Here is a 16,356-nt window from a genome sequence, read left to right on the forward strand (position 1 = left end):
TGCCGCCGACCGCCTGGCAAACCGGCTCGGTCACAGGATCTCCTCGTACGGAACGCAAAGTTTGCGCAATCCGCTGGAACCTCGGTGCCGCTCTGTGCCTCTAAGGGGGCGTCCACCGTAAACGGGGAGCAACACGGAGGCAGGGGACAAAATGCAGCACATGACCCGAAGGGGAGTGTTCGGGCTGGGAGTCGGGGCCGCGGCGGCCGCCGCCGGCCTCACCGCCTGCAGCACGAAGGAGCGGGACAGCTCGCGGCCGGGTGACCACCGGCCCGCAGGGAACTCCAAGTCCCCTTCCGCGGACGGCAAGTTGATCGGCGACGGCTCCACCTCGTACACGGGGAAGCAGCCGCACCAGCCACCACCGCCCACACCGCTCGAACCGGGCGAGATACCCCCGCAGTTCGTCGTCTTCTCCTGGGACGGCGCGGGCGAGATAGGCAACGGCCTCTTCCCGCGCTTCCTCAAGCTCGCCGAGCAGCACGACGCGAAGATGACGTTCTTCCTCTCCGGCCTCTATCTCCTGCCGGAGTCCAAGAAACGTCTCTACCGCCCGCCGAACAATGCCGTCGGCGCCTCGGACATCGGCTATCTCAAGGACGAGAACATCAAGCGCACCCTGAAATACGTGCGCCAGGCCTGGCTCGACGGACATGAGATCGGCACGCATTTCAACGGCCACTTCTGCGCGGGCTCCGGATCGGTCGCCAACTGGACGTCCGCGCAATGGAAGGACGAGATCCGCCAGGCCAAGTCCTTCGTGCAGCAATGGCGTACGAACACGGGCTGGACCGATCTGCCGCCGCTGCCCTTCGACTACGACAAGGAACTGACCGGCGGCCGCACCCCGTGCCTGCTCGGCCAGGACAAGCTGCTGCCGGTCGCACGCGAGCTCGGCTGGCGCTACGACGCCTCGTCGCCGGGCGGCCGCCAGCGCTGGCCGCAGAAGAAGCAGGGCGTATGGGATCTGCCACTGCAGTCCATGCCCTTCCCCGGCCACTCCTTCGAGGTCCTCTCGATGGACTACAACATCCTCGCCAACCAGTCCGTGAACTCCACGCAGGCCCCGCCCGCCAACTACCCGGGCTGGCGCAAGCAGGCGACCGAGGCGTATCTCGCCGGGTTCAACCGCGCGTACGAGACAAATCGGGCACCGTTCTTCGTGGGCAACCACTTCGAGGAGTGGAACGGCGGGATCTATATGGACGCCGTCGAGGCCGTCATCAAGAACATCGCGGACAAAAAGGACGTGCGCCTGGTGTCCTTCCGGCAGTTCGTCGACTGGCTCGATGTTCAGAAGCCGGAGGTCCTCGAGAAGCTGCAGGGCCTGGACGTGGCGCAGAAACTGGCCTGAACTGGGTGTTCCGCGGCTTTCGGGGGGCGCCCGAAACCGCAGAAACCGTCATGCGAAACTTTTCACATGAGTCTTGGACGTCCTGCCTCCCGACGTGCCCTTTTCGCAGCGGGGACCGCGCTGGCCGCGCTCGCGCTGAGCGCGTGCACCGACGGCGGTACGCAGGGTGGCGGTGGGGACACGAACTTCGTCGCCGGCAAGGGGGGCATCCGGACCTCGGCCGAGGGTGAGCGGGCCGCTGCCCCGGAGATCAAGGGCGAAACCCTCGAAGGCAAGCAGCTCGATCTGGCCGATTACAAGGGCAAGATCGTCGTCCTCAACACCTGGGGCTCGTGGTGCGCGCCCTGCCGGGCCGAGGCCAAGTACCTGAAGTCGGTCTCGGAGGAGACGAAGTCCCAGGGGGTGGAGTTCGTCGGGATCAACACCCGTGACCCCGAGAAGGGCCCGGCTCTCGCCTTCGAGGAGGACTACGAGATCCCGTACCCGAGCTTCTACGACCCCATGGGCAAGCAGATCCTGAAGTTCCCGCAGGGCAGCCTCAGCCCGCAGTCCATCCCCAGCACGATCATCATCGACCGCGAGGGGAAGATCGCAGCGGGATTCTCCGGGCCCGTCAGCGACAAGCGCCTGTACGAGATGATCGACCCCGTACTCGCGGAGAAGTGACCTCCGTGCCCCCCACCGCCGTAACTGCCCTGGCCGCGGCCACCGACCCGAACGCCACCGTGCTCGGGGGCGCGCTCCTTCTCGCGATCCCGATCGCGCTGCTCGCCGGTCTCGTCTCCTTCTTCTCGCCGTGCGTGCTGCCGCTCGTGCCCGGCTACCTCAGTTACGTCACCGGGGTCACCGGCGCCGATCTGGAGGAGGCCAAGCGGGGGCGGATGGCGGCGGGGGCCTCGCTGTTCGTGCTCGGCTTCACCTTCGTCTTCGTCTCCGGAGGCGCCCTCTTCGGCGGCTTCGGCTCCACGCTCCTGGAGCACCGCGAGGTCATCTCGAAGGTGCTCGGCGCGCTGACCATCGTGCTCGGCCTGTTCTTCATGGGCGCCATGCCGTTCCTGACCCAGCGTGAGTTCCGCTTCCACAAGAAGCCCGCCACGGGTCTGATCGGCGCCCCCATGCTCGGCGTCCTGTTCGGCGTCGGCTGGACCCCCTGCATCGGCCCGACGCTGATGTCCGTGCAGACGCTCGCCCTGACCGAGGCCAGCGCCGGGCGCGGAGCCCTGCTCACCGTCGCGTACTGCCTGGGCCTCGGCCTGCCCTTCATACTGGCCGCCATCGCCTTCCGCCGGGCGCTCGGCGCCTTCGCCTGGGTCAAGCAGCACTATGTGTGGGTGATGCGGATCGGCGGCGCGATGCTGATCGTCACCGGCCTGCTGCTCGTCACCGGCGCCTGGGACCGCATCGTGCAGGAGATGCAGGTCTGGACTTCCGGCTTCACCGTGGGGATCTGAAATGAGCAAGACGGACACCACAGCCCCCGACACCGAGGACCTCGGCGCCGCCGGCTCCCAGCTGTCCACCGCACCCAAGGAAGAGCTGCCCAACCTGCCCGCGCTCGGGGTGATCGGCTGGGCCCGCTGGTTCTGGCGGCAGCTCACCTCGATGCGGGTCGCGCTGATCCTGCTCCTGCTGCTCTCGCTCGCCTCGATCCCCGGCTCGCTGATCCCGCAGAACAGCGTGGACGAGCTGAAGGTCGAGCAGTTCAAGCGGACCCACGAGTCCCTGACACCGTTCTACGAGAAGCTGCAGCTCTTCGACGTCTACAGCTCGGTGTGGTTCTCGGCGATCTACATCCTGCTGTTCATCTCCCTGATCGGCTGCATCGTCCCGCGCACCTGGCAGTTCGTCGGCCAGCTCAAGGGCCGCCCGCCGGGCGCGCCCAAGCGGCTCACGCGCCTGCCCGCGTACACGACGTGGCGTACCGAGTCCTCGCCCGAGGACGTACGGGACGAGGCGCTGAAGCTGCTCAAGGGCCGCCGCTTCCGTGCGCACATCGAGGGCGACGCGGTCACCGCCGAGAAGGGCTATGCCCGCGAGGCCGGGAACCTGCTCTTCCATATCTCGCTGATCGTGATGCTGATCGCGTTCGCGGTCGGGGTCCTGTTCAAGTCCGAGGGCGGCAAGCTGATCGTGGAGGGCGACGGGTTCGCCAACACGCTCGTCCAGTACGACGACTTCCAGTCCGGCTCGTTCTTCGACAACGACGACCTGGAGCCGTTCAGCTTCCGGCTCGACAAGTTCGAGGACGCCTACGAGCGAAGCGGCCCGTCCAAGGGCACCGCCCGTACCTTCAAGGCGCACGTCACGTACACCGAGGGTGTCGACGGGCCCGAGAAGAAGAAGGCGATCGAGGTGAACTCGCCGCTCACCGTCGGCGACTCCACCGTCTATCTGATCGCCCACGGTTACGCGCCCGTCGTCACCGTCAAGGACGCCCGCGGCAAGGTCGTCTACAGCGGTGCGACACCGCTGCTGCCGCTCGACGCCAACATCACCTCCACCGGCGCCATCAAGATCGCCGACGGCTACCGCAACAAGGACGGCAAGAAGGAGCAGCTCGGCTTCAACGCCTTCTTCGTGCCGACCTTCGCGGGTGACGGCAAGGGCGAGATGTTCTCGCAGTTCCCGGCCCCCGACTTCCCCGTCCTGGCGCTGTCCGCGTACCACGGTTCGCTCGGCATCGACTCCGGCATCCCGCAGAACGTGTACCAGCTGGACACGTCCAAGATGAAGGAGTTCAAGGACAAGAAGGGCGAGCTCTTCAAGCAGCGTCTGCTGCCCGGCGAGACCATGCAGCTGCCCGACGGCCAGGGCTCCGTCACGTACGAGAAGGAGCTCCGCGAATGGGCCTCCTTCCAGGTCAAGCAGCAGCCGGGCAACATCTGGGCGCTGGCCGGCGCAATCGCCGCGATCGCCGGTCTCGTCGGCTCCCTGTTCATCCAGCGCCGCCGCGTGTGGGTGCGCGCGGTGCGCGGCGACGACGGTGTGACCGTCGTCGAGATGGCGGGTCTGGGCCGCAGCGAGTCCGCGAAGGTGCCCGAGGAACTGGGCGACCTGGCCGCCGTCCTGCACACGAGCGCACCCAGTGCGCCGGATCCCGCATCCGAAGACCCCGCATCCGAAGACCCCGCATCCGAAGCCTCCGCATCCGAAGACTCCTCATCCGAAGCTGTTCCTGCCGAAGGGGCTGAGAAGTGACTCTCGCCGCCGCCACCAACGAGAACCTGGCGTCGATCAGCAACACGCTGGTCTATTCGTCGATGGCCGTCTACACGCTGGCCTTCCTCGCCCATATCGCCGAGTGGGTCTTCGGCAGCCGCAGCAAGGTGGGCCGTACGGCCGCCGCGCTCACGCAGACCACGGCCGCCGCCGAGGCGCCGAAGGTGCAGGTCCGCTCGGGCGGCGGGACCGCCACTCTGGAGCGCCCGAAGGTCGTGACCCGCTCGGCGAGCGGCTCGCGCGACGTGCCCGACGGTCCGGGGGCGCACGGCGGCACGGAGCAGGGCGACTTGTACGGCCGCATCGCCGTCGCGCTCACGGTCCTCGCCGCGCTCGTCCACATCGGCGGTGTGGTCACCCGCGCCATGTCCGTGATGCGGGCGCCGTGGGGCAACATGTACGAGTTCTCGATCACCTTCTCCGCGGTGGCCATCACCGCGTACCTGGTGCTGCTCTTCCTCGGCAAGAACGTCCGCTGGATGGGCCTGATCCTCGTCACCACGGTCCTGCTCGACCTCGGTATCGCCACGAAGTGGCTGTACACCGCGAGCGACCAGCTGGTCCCGGCCCTCGACTCGTACTGGCTGTGGATCCACGTCTCCACCGCCATCTTCTGCGGCGCGGTCTTCTACATCGGCGCGGTGGGCACGGCCCTCTACCTCTTCCGCGACTCCTACGAGGCCAAGCTGGCCCGCGGCGGCGAGCCCGGCAGCTTCGCCCGCTCGGTCCTGGAGCGCCTGCCGTCCGCGGCCTCGCTCGACAAGTTCTCGTACCGCGTCAACGCCGCGATCTTCCCGCTGTGGACGTTCACGATCATCGCGGGCGCGATCTGGGCCGGCGACGCCTGGGGCCGCTACTGGGGCTGGGACCCCAAGGAGGTCTGGTCGTTCGTGACGTGGGTGACGTACGCCTGCTACCTGCACGCGCGCGCGACCGCAGGATGGAAGGGCCGCAAGGCCGCCTACCTGGCGCTCTTCGCCTTCGCCACGTTCCTCTGGAACTACTACGGCGTGAACATCTTCATCACCGGCAAGCACTCGTACGCCGGGGTCTGAGCACCGGTCTGAGCACCGCCTTCCTCCGCGTCTTTCCACGACGGCCGGTTTCCGCAAGCCTCTTGCGGGAACCGGCCGTCGCGCTGTGGACAGGGGGAGGGGTGTGGACACGAATCTGCGCGCCGCCATCAGAGCGGGGGACTCCGATGCCTTCGCCCGGCTCTTCGACGAGTACGCCCGCTCCGTCTACAACCACGGCTACCGCCTCACCGGGAACTGGTCGACGGCCGACGACATCGTCTCGCTGACCTTCCTGGAGGCGTGGCGGCTGCGCGCCCGGGTCGACGAGGACGGCGGGTCGCTGCGGCCCTGGCTGCTGGGCATCGCCACCAACGTCGCCCGCAACACACGCCGCGCCGCCCGCCGCCACGAGGCGGCCGTGAGCCGGCTGCCCGCGCCCGAACCCGTCGCGGACTTCGCCGACGAACTCGCGGGCCGGATCGACGACTCGGCATCGCTCGCGGCGGTACGGACCGCGATGGCCGCGCTGCGCCGCCCCGAGCGCGAGGTGCTCGCGCTGTGCGTCTGGGGCGGTCTCGACTACGCGTCCGCCGCCGCGGCGCTCGGGATACCCGTGGGGACCGTCCGCTCCCGGCTCTCCCGGGCCCGTACGAAACTCGCAAAAGCGCTGGAACCGCCCGCGCCCCGCGGACAGGTAGGAGGTGGCCGCATCTCCGCGGTCGAGGCCATCCAGGAGGGGAACCGATGAACGACTTCCCGTCCCTCCCCGAGAGGGATCCGTCCGGGCGGGCACTGCCCGAGCGGGAGCTGCCGGAGGGCCGCCGAGACCTTCTCAGGGAGCACCTGTTGAACGAGATCAGGAACGAGTCCCGGCAGGACACGGCCGGCCCGCGCCGCGCCTGGCTGCGCCCGGCCTTCGCCGGACCCGCCGTGGCCGCGGCGGTGGCGCTCGTGGTGGTCGGCGGCTTCGCGCTCGCGGGCGGCGGCGAACAGGGCGGCCAAGGGGGCGGCGAGCGGGGCGGCGAGGGGGGCGCCCCGCCCGCCGCGGCGCCCGGCGCCCCGCGGAACGCGGCCCAGCTGCTCGACCGGGTCGCCACCGTCGCCGGGCGCGAGGAGGCGACGGCGGTCCGCGACGACCAGTACGTGTACGTGCGGACGAAGGCGGCCTGGACCGTGCAGGAGGCGTGCGAGGCGGCCGTCCTGGAGAAGCCCTCGCGGCGCGAGGTGTGGTTCGCGGTGGACGGCAGGCGGCCCGGGGTGCTCCGGGCGGAGCGCGAGGGCCCGCAGACCATCCACCTCGACACCCCGACACCGGGCGTCCCCTCGAACACGTACTACCGCCACCTGGAGACCCTGCCGACCGACCCGTCGAAGATGCTCGACTGGCTGCACAAGGCGAGCCAGGGCGGCAAGAGCGAGGACCAGAACACCTTCGTGCTCGTCGGTGACCTGGTGCGGGAGTCCCTGATCCCGCCGAAGGTGGCGGCGGCGCTCTACCGGGCGGCCGCGCAGATCGACGGCGTGACCCTGGTGAAGGACGCCACCGACGCGATCGGCCGCAAGGGCATCGCGGTCGGCCGCGTGGACGAGCAGTCGGGCCTGCGCCAGGAACTGCTCTTCGACCCGAAGACGTACGCGTACCTGGGCGAGCGCGGCGTCACCACGCGCGCCACCGACGGCGGCACCGAGCAGCTGCCCGGACAGCCCGAGAAGAAGTGCCCGGGCATGCCCGCCGGCCAGATCACCGCCAATACGGCGGTGATCGAGCGCTCGGTCGTGGACAGCGCGCCGAAGGCCGCCGAGCCCGTGCGGAAGTCCTGAAACAGCGGGAGGCTGGTGCCATGAGCGAAGCCGCAGATGTGGTCGCGCACGGCACCAGCCGTACCGAGGGCAGCACGCAGACCCTCCACTTCGTGCTGCACCTGCCCCACCCCGTGGAGCGGGTCTGGACCTCCCTGGTCAGGCCCGACGAGCTGCGCGGCTGGCTGGCCGCCGCAGAGGTGCTCGAACCCCGGCTCGGCGGCGCGGTCACGCTGCGCTGGCTGAACAACGAGACGGACCCCGTGCACACGGGCCATGTGACGGCCTGGGACGTCGAGCGGATCGTGGAGTACACGATCGATCTGCACGGCCGCTGCCGCTTCCACCTGGAGCACGCGGCCCCCGACACCCCGTCCTCGGTCCTCCGCTTCACCAACGAGTTCGAGGGCGACGACTCCCTCCGCCTGGACTGCCTGGCGGGCTGGCACGACCACTTCGAGTACCTCGCCGAGGAACTGGACGGCCGGCCGAAGGACTGGTCGACGTGGACGCCGGGGCGGTGGCAGGAGCTGCGGGAGTCTTACGTGAAGGGGTGAGCGGGCAGTCTGGACCCGTGACCGTGACCTCACGCATCCCCACCCTCGACCTGCGGCCCTGGCTCGCGGGTGACCCCACCGCACGCGCCGGTCTTGCCGCCACCGTCGACCGCGCCCTGCAGAACGCCGGCTTCCTGCTGGTGACCGGGCACGGGGTCGACCCGGACCTGCGCACCCGGATCCGTACGACGGCCCGGGAGTTCTTCCTGCTCCCGGACGAGACGAAGGCCGCGTACGCCGTGCAGGTCGGCGAGCGCGGCTGGCTCGGCCCGGGCGCCGAGGCCAACGGCTACGCGGAGGGCACCGAGACCCCGCCCGACCTCAAGGAGTCCCTGTCGTTCGCGGCCGAGGACCCGACGGGGGAGGCGGCGGTCGATGCTGAGTGGTTCAAGCCCAACACATGGCCCGCCGAAGTCCCGTCCCTGCAGGGCCTGGTGGAGGCGTACCTACGGCAGATGCGCACCCTCTCCGACCGGCTGCTCACCCTCCTCGGTGCCGCGCTCGGCGAGCCCGAGGACTTCTTCACACGGCACACCGGGCACCCCACCTGGGGTTTCAACATCAACTGGTATCCGGCGCGGGACGTCGTGGGGGAGCCGCAGGAGGGCCAGTTCCGGATCGGACCGCACACCGACTTCGGGACGGTCACCGTGCTCGACCGGCAGGACGGCAAGGGCGGTCTGCAGGTCTTCACGGACGACGGCGGCTGGCAGGACGCGCCGTACGATCCGGCCGCGCTGACCGTGAACATCGGCGATCTGATGGCCCGCTGGACCGGCGACCGCTGGCGCTCGGGCCGCCATCGCGTGCTGCCGCCGCCCGCCGACGCACCGGCCGAGGAGCTGATGTCGCTCGTGTACTTCTACGAGTGCGACCTGGGCACCCGGGTGGAGCCGCTGCCCGCGCCCACGGGCCGTATCGCCCACGAGCCGGTCGACTCGCACACGTATCTGCGGGCGAAGCTGGACGCGATCAGCGTCGAGTAGGCGGGTGGAGCGGGCGGGAGGCGGCTACTTGCCGGGCTCGTCCTTCGGCCCGTCCTCGCCGCCCGCCTCGCGCTTCTTCAGCTCCTCCTCGCGGCGGCGCAGATCCGCCTCCCAGTCCTTGAGGACGGCCTCGTCCTTGTCGTTCTCGTCCTTGATGGACTTCAGGAACTCGGGGTTGTCGTCCGGCGCCACCCACGTGGTGCGGTGGTTGCGGTGCCACTCCGACGGGGTACGGCCGCCCTGCGGCGGGGTGCGGACCTTGCCCGCGGCCAGCCAGACGATCGGGCCGACGATCCAGAAGAGCAGGATGATGAAGACCCAGGCGATCTTCGGCAGGTGCTTCGCCTCGTCCTCAGGGGTGTTCAGACAGTCGATGAACGCGAAGATCGTCAGCGCGAGCGGGATCAGGAACATCAAGACCCGGAGCATGGTGGCGCTTCCCCCAAGAGGCAGGTGCGGGGCATACGGCCCCCGGTGATGGGGCCAGGGTATCGGGTGCCGGATACTGGGAGGTATGGCTTATGACGATCTTCGCTCCCTGCTCCGTGCCCTGGAGCGCGAGGGCGACCTGAAGCGCATCAAGGCCGAGGTCGACCCGTATCTGGAGGTCGGTGAGATCGTCGACCGGGTCAACAAGGCGGGCGGCCCGGCTCTCCTGTTCGAGAACGTGCGCGGCTCGTCGATGCCGCTCGCGATGAACGTGTACGGGACGGACCGGCGGCTGCTGAAGGCGCTCGGCCTGAAGTCGTACGGGGAGATCAGCGAGAAGATCGGCGGGCTGCTCAAGCCCGAGCTGCCGCAGGGGTTCATCGGCATCCGCGAGGCCTTCGGGAAGCTCGGCGCCATGACCCACGTACCGCCGAAGAAGGTCAAGGACGCCCCGGTCCAGGAGGTCGTCCTCACCGGCGACGACGTGGATCTGGAGCAGTTGCCCGCGCTGTTCACCTGGCCGGAGGACGGCGGCTCCTTCTTCAATCTGGGGCTCACACACACCAAGCACCCGGAGACGGGCGTACGGAACCTGGGCCTGTACCGGCTGCAGCGCCACGACAAGCGCACCATCGGGATGCACTGGCAGATCCACAAGGACAGCCGGAACCACTACCAGGTGGCCGCGAAGAAGGGCGAGAAGCTGCCCGTCGCGATCGCTTTCGGCTGCCCGCCCGCCGTCACGTACGCCTCGACCGCCCCGCTGCCGGGTGACATGGACGAGTACCTGCTCGCCGGGTTCATCCAGGGCAAGCGGGTCGAGATGGTCGACTGCAAGACCGTGCCGCTGCAGGTCCCGGCGAACGCCGAGGTCGTCATCGAGGGCTGGCTGGAGCCCGGGGAGATGCTCCCGGAGGGGCCGTTCGGCGACCACACCGGGTTCTACACGCCGCAGGAGCCGTTCCCCGCGCTGAAGATCGACTGTGTGACGATGCGCAAGCGGCCGCTGCTGCAGTCCATCGTGGTCGGCCGGCCGCCGACGGAGGACGGGCCGCTGGGCCGGGCGACCGAGCGCTTCTTCCTGCCGCTCCTCAAGATCATCGTGCCGGACATCGTGGACTACCACCTGCCCGAGTCGGGCGGCTTCCACAACTGCGCGATCGTCGCGATCGAGAAGAAATACCCCAAGCACGCACAGAAGGTGATGCACGCCATCTGGGGTGCGCACATGATGTCCCTGACGAAGCTGATCGTCGTGGTCGACGCGGACTGCGACGTGCACGATCTGCACGAGGTGTCCTGGCGGGCGCTCGGGAACACGGACTACGCCCGTGACCTGACGGTCGTCGAGGGCCCGGTCGACCACCTCGACCACGCCTCGTACCAGCAGTTCTGGGGCGGCAAGGCGGGCATCGACGCCACGCGCAAGCTGCCCGAGGAGGGCTACACGCGGGACGGCGGCTGGCCGGAGATGGTCGAGTCCGATCCCACGACGGCGGCGATGGTCGACCGCCGGTGGAAGGAGTACGGGCTTTGAGCACCGGACCGGCCCTGTTCCTGGGCGACGAGGACTACGTCGCCCTGGTGCGGCCCGAGATCGACCCGGCGGACCCGGAGGTGCGGCAGGCCGCCGCGCAGGCCGGCGTCACCCCCGAGGAGTTCGCGGGACCGTCCGGCACCTGGGCCGTGCTGTGGGAGCTCGGTGGCGAGGGTGACGGCTTCGAGCTGCCCGGCGTCCGCGATGCCGAGCCCGTGGCCTTCGCCGAGGCGCTGCGGGCCGAGCTGGCGGCGGACCAGGGCGAGTTCACCGTCGACGGCGGCGCCGCCCTGCGGATCGACGGCAGGCAGGCCGGTGACGCCTGGGTCCTCACCGCGTACCTCACCCCGCCGGGCGACGAGCCGAGCACGCTCTCCGTGGTGACCGGCCCGCTGCCGGCCGCCGGACTCCTGGCCGACCTCGACGCCTTTCTGGAGAGCCTCGCATGATGACGACCGCCGACGAGGTCGTGGGTCCCGAGCCCTCCGGCCGGGTCAAGGCGTTCCTGCGCCTGGTGATGATCGAGCACTCGGTGTTCGCGCTGCCCTTCGCGTATATCGCCGCGCTGACCGCGATGTTCCAGCTCGACAAGAACGTCCACTGGGGGCGGCTGCTCCTCGTCACCATCTGCATGGTGGGTCTGCGCACCTTCGCGATGGCCGCGAACCGGATCATCGACCGCGAGATCGACGCCCGTAACCCGCGCACGGCCGGGCGTGAGCTCGTCACCGGTGCGGTGTCGGTGAAGTCGGCGTGGACCGGCGCGCTCGTCGCCGTCGTGATCTTCCTGGGCTCGGCGGCGCTGCTCAACCCGCTCTGCCTGGCGCTCGCGCCGCTCGCCGTCGTGCCCATGGTCGTCTATCCGTACGGCAAGCGGTTCACGAACTTTCCGCACGCGATCCTGGGCCTCGCCCAGGCCATCGGCCCGATCGGCGCCTGGCTCGCGATCACCGGCGAGTGGTCCTGGGACGCGGTGATCCTCGGGCTCGCGGTCGGTGTCTGGATCGGCGGCTTCGACCTGATCTTCGCCTGCCAGGACGTCGCGGCGGACCGGGCGGAGGGCGTGCGGTCGGTGCCCGCGCGCTTCGGGATCGCGGGCGCGCTCTACGGGGCGCGGGCCGCGCACGTCGTCACGATGGCGCTCTTCGCCTGGTACGCGTACGCGACCGACGCCGGGTTCTTCTTCTGGCTGGGCCTGATGATCGTGGCGGCGGCCTTCGCGTACGAGCACTCGATCGTCACGCCGCGCGACCTGTCGCGCCTGAACCGGGCGTTCTTCACGGTGAACGGGTTCATCGGGATCGCGCTGTTCGTGTGCGCGCTGCTCGATCTGATGGTGCGCGGGCTGACCCTCTAGCCGTACGGGGTGCTCACTCGCCCTTGACCGCCCAGCCCGCGTAGGACATCCCGAGGTTGCGGGACTCCTTGAACCGCAGCGCGCGGGCCACGTCGCCGTAGCCGATCTCGCCGCGGGCGCGGCGGCGCAGGGTGCGGAGCAGGGCGAGCGGGTTGTCGGCGGGTGCCAGGCCGACGAGGCCGCGGGGCCGCAGGCCGTGGTCCTGGAGGACGGGGCGCAGTTCCGCGGGCTTGATGAACTTGTCCCAGACGTGCAGGTTCGGTGTCATGATCCGGGTGGACTCGAAGTCCTGGAAGATCTTGATCGCCACGAGCCAACTGAGCGGTGTCCGGTTGATCGTGTCGAAGAGATACAGCCCGCTGGGCCGCAGCACGCGGGCGGTCTCGGCGATCACCTGCTCCAGGTCGTCCACGTGCTCCAGGACATCGCAGCAGTAGACGAGGTCGAAGCTCGCGTCCGGTACGGGCAGCGCCTCGCCGGTGCCGACCACGTAGTCGATCGCGAGGCCGCTCCTCGCCGCATGCCGGCGCGCGGCGGAGATCGAGGGCTCGGAGGGGTCGACCCCGGTGACGTGGAAGCCGAGCGCGGCGAACTCCTCGGCGAGCAGCCCGCCGCCGCAGCCGACGTCGAGCACCCTCGCGCCGGCCGGATCGATCTTCCGTTCGTCGAGGAGCACCCGGCGCATGAAGCCGAAGCGCACCGGATTGAGGCCGGTCCGCAGCAGATTCGGCAGGGCGTCGTCGGCCCACCAGTCGTCGTTCCACTGGTCGTAGACCGCGTTGTCGATGCTCATCGAGCACCACCTCCGGGCAGAGCGCTCTGCTGCCGAGCATTCTCGTCGTGCGGGAGGGGCGCAAGCCGGTTCCCTCGTGAGGGGGACGGCCGGGTGTCAGGGCTTCGCGGCCATACGGCGGGCCAGCTCGGCCAGCCGGTAGCGCTGGACCTTCGTGGCCTGCCCGATCACCAGGCGGCGCAGCAGCCTCGGATACGTCACGCGGACCGTCTCGGTGACGCGGGTCCCCTCGCCCTGAGGCTCCAGATCGACCGTCGCCGTCAGGCGGACGCGGCCGGGGCTGACGACCTCGCTGAGGATCTGCCGCTCCGGCTTCGGGAACGTCATGGTCACCTTGATGGGGTTGTCCCAGTGCAGGGGTCCGAGCGGAAACCGCTCCACCGCCACGTACCGCACGGCGTCGCCCTCCTGGACCACGTCCCGTACGGCGACGACCAGGGGCGAGAGGCCGATATAGCTCTCGGGGCGCGCGAGGTGCTCGAAGATCCGCTCGGGCGGGGCCTCGACGCTGACGTGGTGGCTGAACTCCTCGGTGGACACGGCGACATCATGCCCCCACAGGTGTGAACTGTCAGTGACTGTCGTAAAGTTCGGCCGGATCATCGGGACGCATACCCAGGGGGAAGTCCGTGCAGCTCAAGCTCAAGCCCCGGTCGTCGGCCGGCTGGACCATGACGGTCTTCGGGGTCCTGGCCGCCGGTATGGGCATCGTGGGTCTGATAGCCCCCGACGTGCTCATCAAGGTCATGGGTTTCGCCGCGGAGCCCGACGGGGGGCGGCCCGACGGCGACCACACGCTGACGTTCCTCACCGCCTCCTCGATGGCGGCGCTCAACATGGGCGTCTACTACGTGCTCGCGGCGGGCGCGGACTGGACCGCCTTCTTCCGCTGGACCGTCCCGTTCCGTCTCCTGACCTTCACGGTCTTCACGGTGGCGGTCCTCGTCGACCGGGCACCCGCGGGGTTCATCGGGGTGGGCCTGTGGGAGGGCGTGGGCGCCGTGGCGACGGCGGTGGCGCTGCGCGCGGACAAGCGGCGTGCGGGTGCGGCGGCCGTGGCGGCTCCGGCGAACTGAACGTCAGGCGGCTTCGGCGAACCGATGTCAGGCGGCGGGGTCGGTGCGGCGGAACACGAACGCCGCAAGGACACCGCCCAGCAGGCCGAACAGATGCCCCTGCCAGCTGATGCCCTCGGTCGTCGGCAGGACGCCCCACAGGATCGAGCCGTAGACCACGCCGACCAGCAGACCGATCACCACGTCGACCGCGCGGCGGTCCACGAAGCCGCGTATCAGCAGATAGCCGAAGAGGCCGAAGACGACGCCCGAGGCGCCCGCCGTCACCGAGTGCGCCGGGGCCGTGAGCCACACGCCCAGGCCGCTCGCCACGGTGATCAGCGCGACCACCGAGAAGAAGCGGCGCAGGCCCGAGAGCGCGGCGAGGAAGCCGAGGACCAGGAGCGGCATGCTGTTGGCGATCAGATGGTCCCAGCCGTAGTGCAGGAAGGCCGCCGGGATCACATCCCGCAGCTCGCCCGGCTCGCGCGGCGCTATGCCGTAGGTGTCGAGGGCGTGCCCGCTCGCCACATCGACCGCTTCGAGCAGCCACAGCAGCCCGAGCCACGCGGCCATGACCAGACCGGCCGCCTTCGCCCGGTCGCGGCCGCGCGGCCGCGGTGCGGCGGGCGGGACCGGCCCCGAAGGGCCGTATCCGGATCCCGGCCCATACCCCTGTCCGTTTCCGTACGACATGAGCGGTCCCCCTTGCCTGCGGGCCGTCCGAGCAGCACGGCCCTCACTTCGCTCAACGCATGGGAGGCGCGGCCTGGTTCCGGGCCTACGGATAGGCTCGGCCCATGAACGAAGGCGAGCGCATTCCCTGGGTCGTAGGGGTTTCCGGGGCCTCCGGGACGCCGTACGCCGCCGCGGTGCTGCGCGGACTGCTCGCCGCGGGCGAACCGGTGGATCTGGTGGTCAGCCGTGCCTCACGGCTGACGCTGCTCGACGAGACCGGCATCGCGTACCGCGACGCGCACTGGCGCGAGGACCTGGCGCAGTGGCTGGCGCGGGGGGCCGACGGGAAGCCCGGGACTTTTACGGGCATCGGCCTGGACGATGTACGGCACTGGGCCGCCGGTGACCTTGCGGCCGGGCCGAGTTCGGGCTCGTACAGGACCAAGGGGATGCTGATCGTGCCCGCCTCGACGGCCTGTGTGGCCGGAGTGGCGCTCGGTCTGTCGAAGGATCTGCTGCAGCGGACGGCGAGCGTGACGCTCAAGGAGAGCCGCAAGCTGGTGGTGGCGGTGCGCGAGACACCGCTGAACGGCCAGACGCTGAAGCATCTGGTGAGCCTGGACGAGGCGGGAGCCGTGGTGCTCCCGGCCTCGCCGGCGTTCTACGCGGGGGCGACGCACATCCAGGATCTGGTGGACTTCGTCGCCGGGCGGGTGCTCGACGCGGCGGGAGTGCCGCACGGGCTGTACCGCCGGTGGGAGGGCGAACTGGGCGGGGGCTCCCGTGAGGGGGAGCCCCGTGGCGGTTAGCGCTTGGCGGCGCGCGCCGTGCGGGACACCTTGTCCGCGCGGGCGGCTGCGGTCGGGGACTTGTGGGCACGCGAGCGGTCGGCCAGCTCCTGCAGCGAGCGCATGTGGGCGTAGGCCATCTCGAGCGTGTACACGGTGAAGCAACTCCTATAGATCTAGATCATCGTTGATCTGAATACGTCTGACTGAGAGAATCGCAGGGGGATCACCCTGCATGCCTTAGATTTTAGACCTAAAATCGTGTGATTGCTAATCAATGGAAGGTGCCCGGCGTATGGACGCGGTGGACAGGCAGCTCATCCAGGCCCTCAGGGAGAACGGCCGGGCGTCGTACGCCGAACTCGGCCGTCTCGTAGGTCTGTCGGGTCCCAGCGTCACCGACCGGATCAACCGGCTGGAGAGCGCCGGAGTGATCACCGGCTACCGGGCGACCGTGGACTCCGCCTCGCTCGGCCTCGGCGTGACGGCCCTCATCGGCATCTCGCTCTCCGACGCCACCGACCACGAGGACGTGGCGCGCCGGCTCAAGGACCTGCACGAGATCGAGGACTGCTGGTTCATCGCCGGCGACGACTCGTACATGCTCAAGGTGCGCGTCGGTGACGTGGACGGTCTGGAGAAGACCATCCGCCGGCTCAGCGGCACGAAGGGCGTCTCGCGCACCCGCACCACGATCGTGCTCTCCACGAAGTGGGAGAACCGCGTCGGGGAACTGCCCGAACAGCTCTGACGCCGCGCCGCGGAACGCTACGGGGGGCCGCCCCGC

20 protein-coding genes are annotated in these 16,356 nt (G+C 69.7%); 15 read left to right on the forward strand and 5 right to left on the reverse strand.

Going from position 1 to position 16,356, the window contains the following annotated elements; all coding sequences use genetic code 11:
- Positions 1-151: 151 nt before the first annotated feature.
- The 9 genes from ACIBI4_RS07560 (at position 152) to ACIBI4_RS07600 (ending at position 8,932) form a co-directional block, all read left to right on the forward strand.
- Positions 152-1,354 (forward strand): hypothetical protein, encoded by a 1,203-nt coding sequence (locus ACIBI4_RS07560; RefSeq protein ID WP_399202712.1) that lies wholly within the window; start codon positions 152-154, stop codon positions 1,352-1,354.
- 66 nt (positions 1,355-1,420) lie between these two features.
- Entirely contained in the window at positions 1,421-2,020 is a 600-nt protein-coding gene (locus ACIBI4_RS07565) for a TlpA family protein disulfide reductase (RefSeq protein WP_399202713.1), read from the forward strand.
- A 5-nt stretch (positions 2,021-2,025) separates the two neighbouring features.
- The gene (locus ACIBI4_RS07570) at positions 2,026-2,805 is read left to right on the forward strand and encodes a cytochrome c biogenesis CcdA family protein (protein ID WP_399202714.1); all 780 of its coding nucleotides are present in this window, start codon (positions 2,026-2,028) and stop codon (positions 2,803-2,805) included.
- Position 2,806: 1 nt separating this feature from the next.
- Positions 2,807-4,552 carry a cytochrome c biogenesis protein ResB gene (locus ACIBI4_RS07575; RefSeq protein WP_399202715.1) on the forward strand — a complete coding sequence of 582 codons (1,746 nt, stop codon included), beginning with the start codon at positions 2,807-2,809 and terminating at the stop codon, positions 4,550-4,552.
- Positions 4,549-5,628, forward strand: coding sequence for a c-type cytochrome biogenesis protein CcsB (gene ccsB, locus ACIBI4_RS07580; protein ID WP_399202716.1), 1,080 nt, complete (start codon positions 4,549-4,551; stop codon positions 5,626-5,628). Before ACIBI4_RS07575 ends, ccsB begins: the two co-directional genes overlap by 4 nt.
- Before the next feature lie 103 nt (positions 5,629-5,731).
- Positions 5,732-6,337: an RNA polymerase sigma factor gene (locus tag ACIBI4_RS07585; protein WP_399202717.1), complete on the forward strand. Its 606-nt coding sequence runs from the start codon at positions 5,732-5,734 to the stop codon at positions 6,335-6,337.
- The gene (locus ACIBI4_RS07590; RefSeq protein ID WP_399202719.1) at positions 6,334-7,410 is read left to right on the forward strand and encodes a CU044_5270 family protein; all 1,077 of its coding nucleotides are present in this window, start codon (positions 6,334-6,336) and stop codon (positions 7,408-7,410) included. Before ACIBI4_RS07585 ends, ACIBI4_RS07590 begins: the two co-directional genes overlap by 4 nt.
- Before the next feature lie 20 nt (positions 7,411-7,430).
- Entirely contained in the window at positions 7,431-7,946 is a 516-nt protein-coding gene (locus ACIBI4_RS07595; RefSeq protein WP_399202720.1) for an SRPBCC domain-containing protein, read from the forward strand.
- A gap of 17 nt (positions 7,947-7,963) precedes the next feature.
- A complete protein-coding gene (locus ACIBI4_RS07600) occupies positions 7,964-8,932 on the forward strand; it encodes an isopenicillin N synthase family dioxygenase (protein WP_399202721.1) in 969 nt (322 codons plus the stop codon).
- Positions 8,933-8,956: 24 nt separating this feature from the next.
- Here ACIBI4_RS07600 and ACIBI4_RS07605 read toward each other — a convergent pair whose 3' ends face one another.
- A complete protein-coding gene (locus ACIBI4_RS07605) occupies positions 8,957-9,361 on the reverse strand; it encodes a PLD nuclease N-terminal domain-containing protein (RefSeq protein WP_399202722.1) in 405 nt (134 codons plus the stop codon).
- A gap of 85 nt (positions 9,362-9,446) precedes the next feature.
- Between ACIBI4_RS07605 and ACIBI4_RS07610 the strand changes: the two genes are divergently transcribed.
- From ACIBI4_RS07610 to mqnP, 3 genes are read left to right on the forward strand one after another with little or no spacing between them, the layout of a single operon-like run.
- Positions 9,447-10,898 (forward strand): menaquinone biosynthesis decarboxylase, encoded by a 1,452-nt coding sequence (locus tag ACIBI4_RS07610; protein WP_399202723.1) that lies wholly within the window; start codon positions 9,447-9,449, stop codon positions 10,896-10,898.
- Positions 10,895-11,347: a hypothetical protein gene (locus ACIBI4_RS07615; protein WP_399202725.1), complete on the forward strand. Its 453-nt coding sequence runs from the start codon at positions 10,895-10,897 to the stop codon at positions 11,345-11,347. The genes ACIBI4_RS07610 and ACIBI4_RS07615 overlap by 4 nt, the downstream gene beginning before the upstream one ends.
- On the forward strand, positions 11,344-12,255 hold the full coding sequence (mqnP, locus tag ACIBI4_RS07620) for a menaquinone biosynthesis prenyltransferase MqnP (protein ID WP_399202727.1): 912 nt from the start codon (positions 11,344-11,346) through the stop codon (positions 12,253-12,255). The genes ACIBI4_RS07615 and mqnP overlap by 4 nt, the downstream gene beginning before the upstream one ends.
- A 13-nt stretch (positions 12,256-12,268) precedes the next feature.
- Here mqnP and ubiG read toward each other — a convergent pair whose 3' ends face one another.
- Positions 12,269-13,048, reverse strand: coding sequence for a bifunctional 2-polyprenyl-6-hydroxyphenol methylase/3-demethylubiquinol 3-O-methyltransferase UbiG (ubiG, locus tag ACIBI4_RS07625; RefSeq protein WP_399202728.1), 780 nt, complete (start codon positions 13,046-13,048; stop codon positions 12,269-12,271).
- A 96-nt stretch (positions 13,049-13,144) separates the two neighbouring features.
- Complete coding sequence (locus ACIBI4_RS07630) at positions 13,145-13,588, reverse strand: SRPBCC family protein (protein ID WP_399202730.1); 444 nt, start codon at positions 13,586-13,588, stop codon at positions 13,145-13,147.
- Positions 13,589-13,719: 131 nt separating this feature from the next.
- Between ACIBI4_RS07630 and ACIBI4_RS07635 the strand changes: the two genes are divergently transcribed.
- Complete coding sequence (locus ACIBI4_RS07635; protein ID WP_399203220.1) at positions 13,720-14,124, forward strand: hypothetical protein; 405 nt, start codon at positions 13,720-13,722, stop codon at positions 14,122-14,124.
- Positions 14,125-14,151: 27 nt separating this feature from the next.
- Here the strand turns inward: ACIBI4_RS07635 and ACIBI4_RS07640 are convergent, their stop codons facing one another.
- Positions 14,152-14,679, reverse strand: coding sequence for a rhomboid family intramembrane serine protease (locus ACIBI4_RS07640; protein WP_399203221.1), 528 nt, complete (start codon positions 14,677-14,679; stop codon positions 14,152-14,154).
- Between the two features lie 224 nt (positions 14,680-14,903).
- Between ACIBI4_RS07640 and ACIBI4_RS07645 the strand changes: the two genes are divergently transcribed.
- A complete protein-coding gene (locus tag ACIBI4_RS07645; protein ID WP_399202731.1) occupies positions 14,904-15,590 on the forward strand; it encodes a UbiX family flavin prenyltransferase in 687 nt (228 codons plus the stop codon).
- On the opposite strand, the gene ACIBI4_RS07650 is transcribed toward ACIBI4_RS07645, so the two are convergent.
- Complete coding sequence (locus tag ACIBI4_RS07650; RefSeq protein ID WP_399203250.1) at positions 15,587-15,724, reverse strand: hypothetical protein; 138 nt, start codon at positions 15,722-15,724, stop codon at positions 15,587-15,589. The genes ACIBI4_RS07645 and ACIBI4_RS07650 overlap by 4 nt on opposite strands.
- A gap of 140 nt (positions 15,725-15,864) precedes the next feature.
- Here ACIBI4_RS07650 and ACIBI4_RS07655 point away from each other — a divergent pair, with 140 nt between their 5' ends.
- Positions 15,865-16,320 (forward strand): Lrp/AsnC family transcriptional regulator, encoded by a 456-nt coding sequence (locus tag ACIBI4_RS07655; protein WP_399202732.1) that lies wholly within the window; start codon positions 15,865-15,867, stop codon positions 16,318-16,320.
- Positions 16,321-16,356 lie beyond the last annotated feature (36 nt).

The organism is Streptomyces sp. NPDC050418, from assembly GCF_044458745.1.
GTDB lineage: Bacteria > Actinomycetota > Actinomycetes > Streptomycetales > Streptomycetaceae > Streptomyces.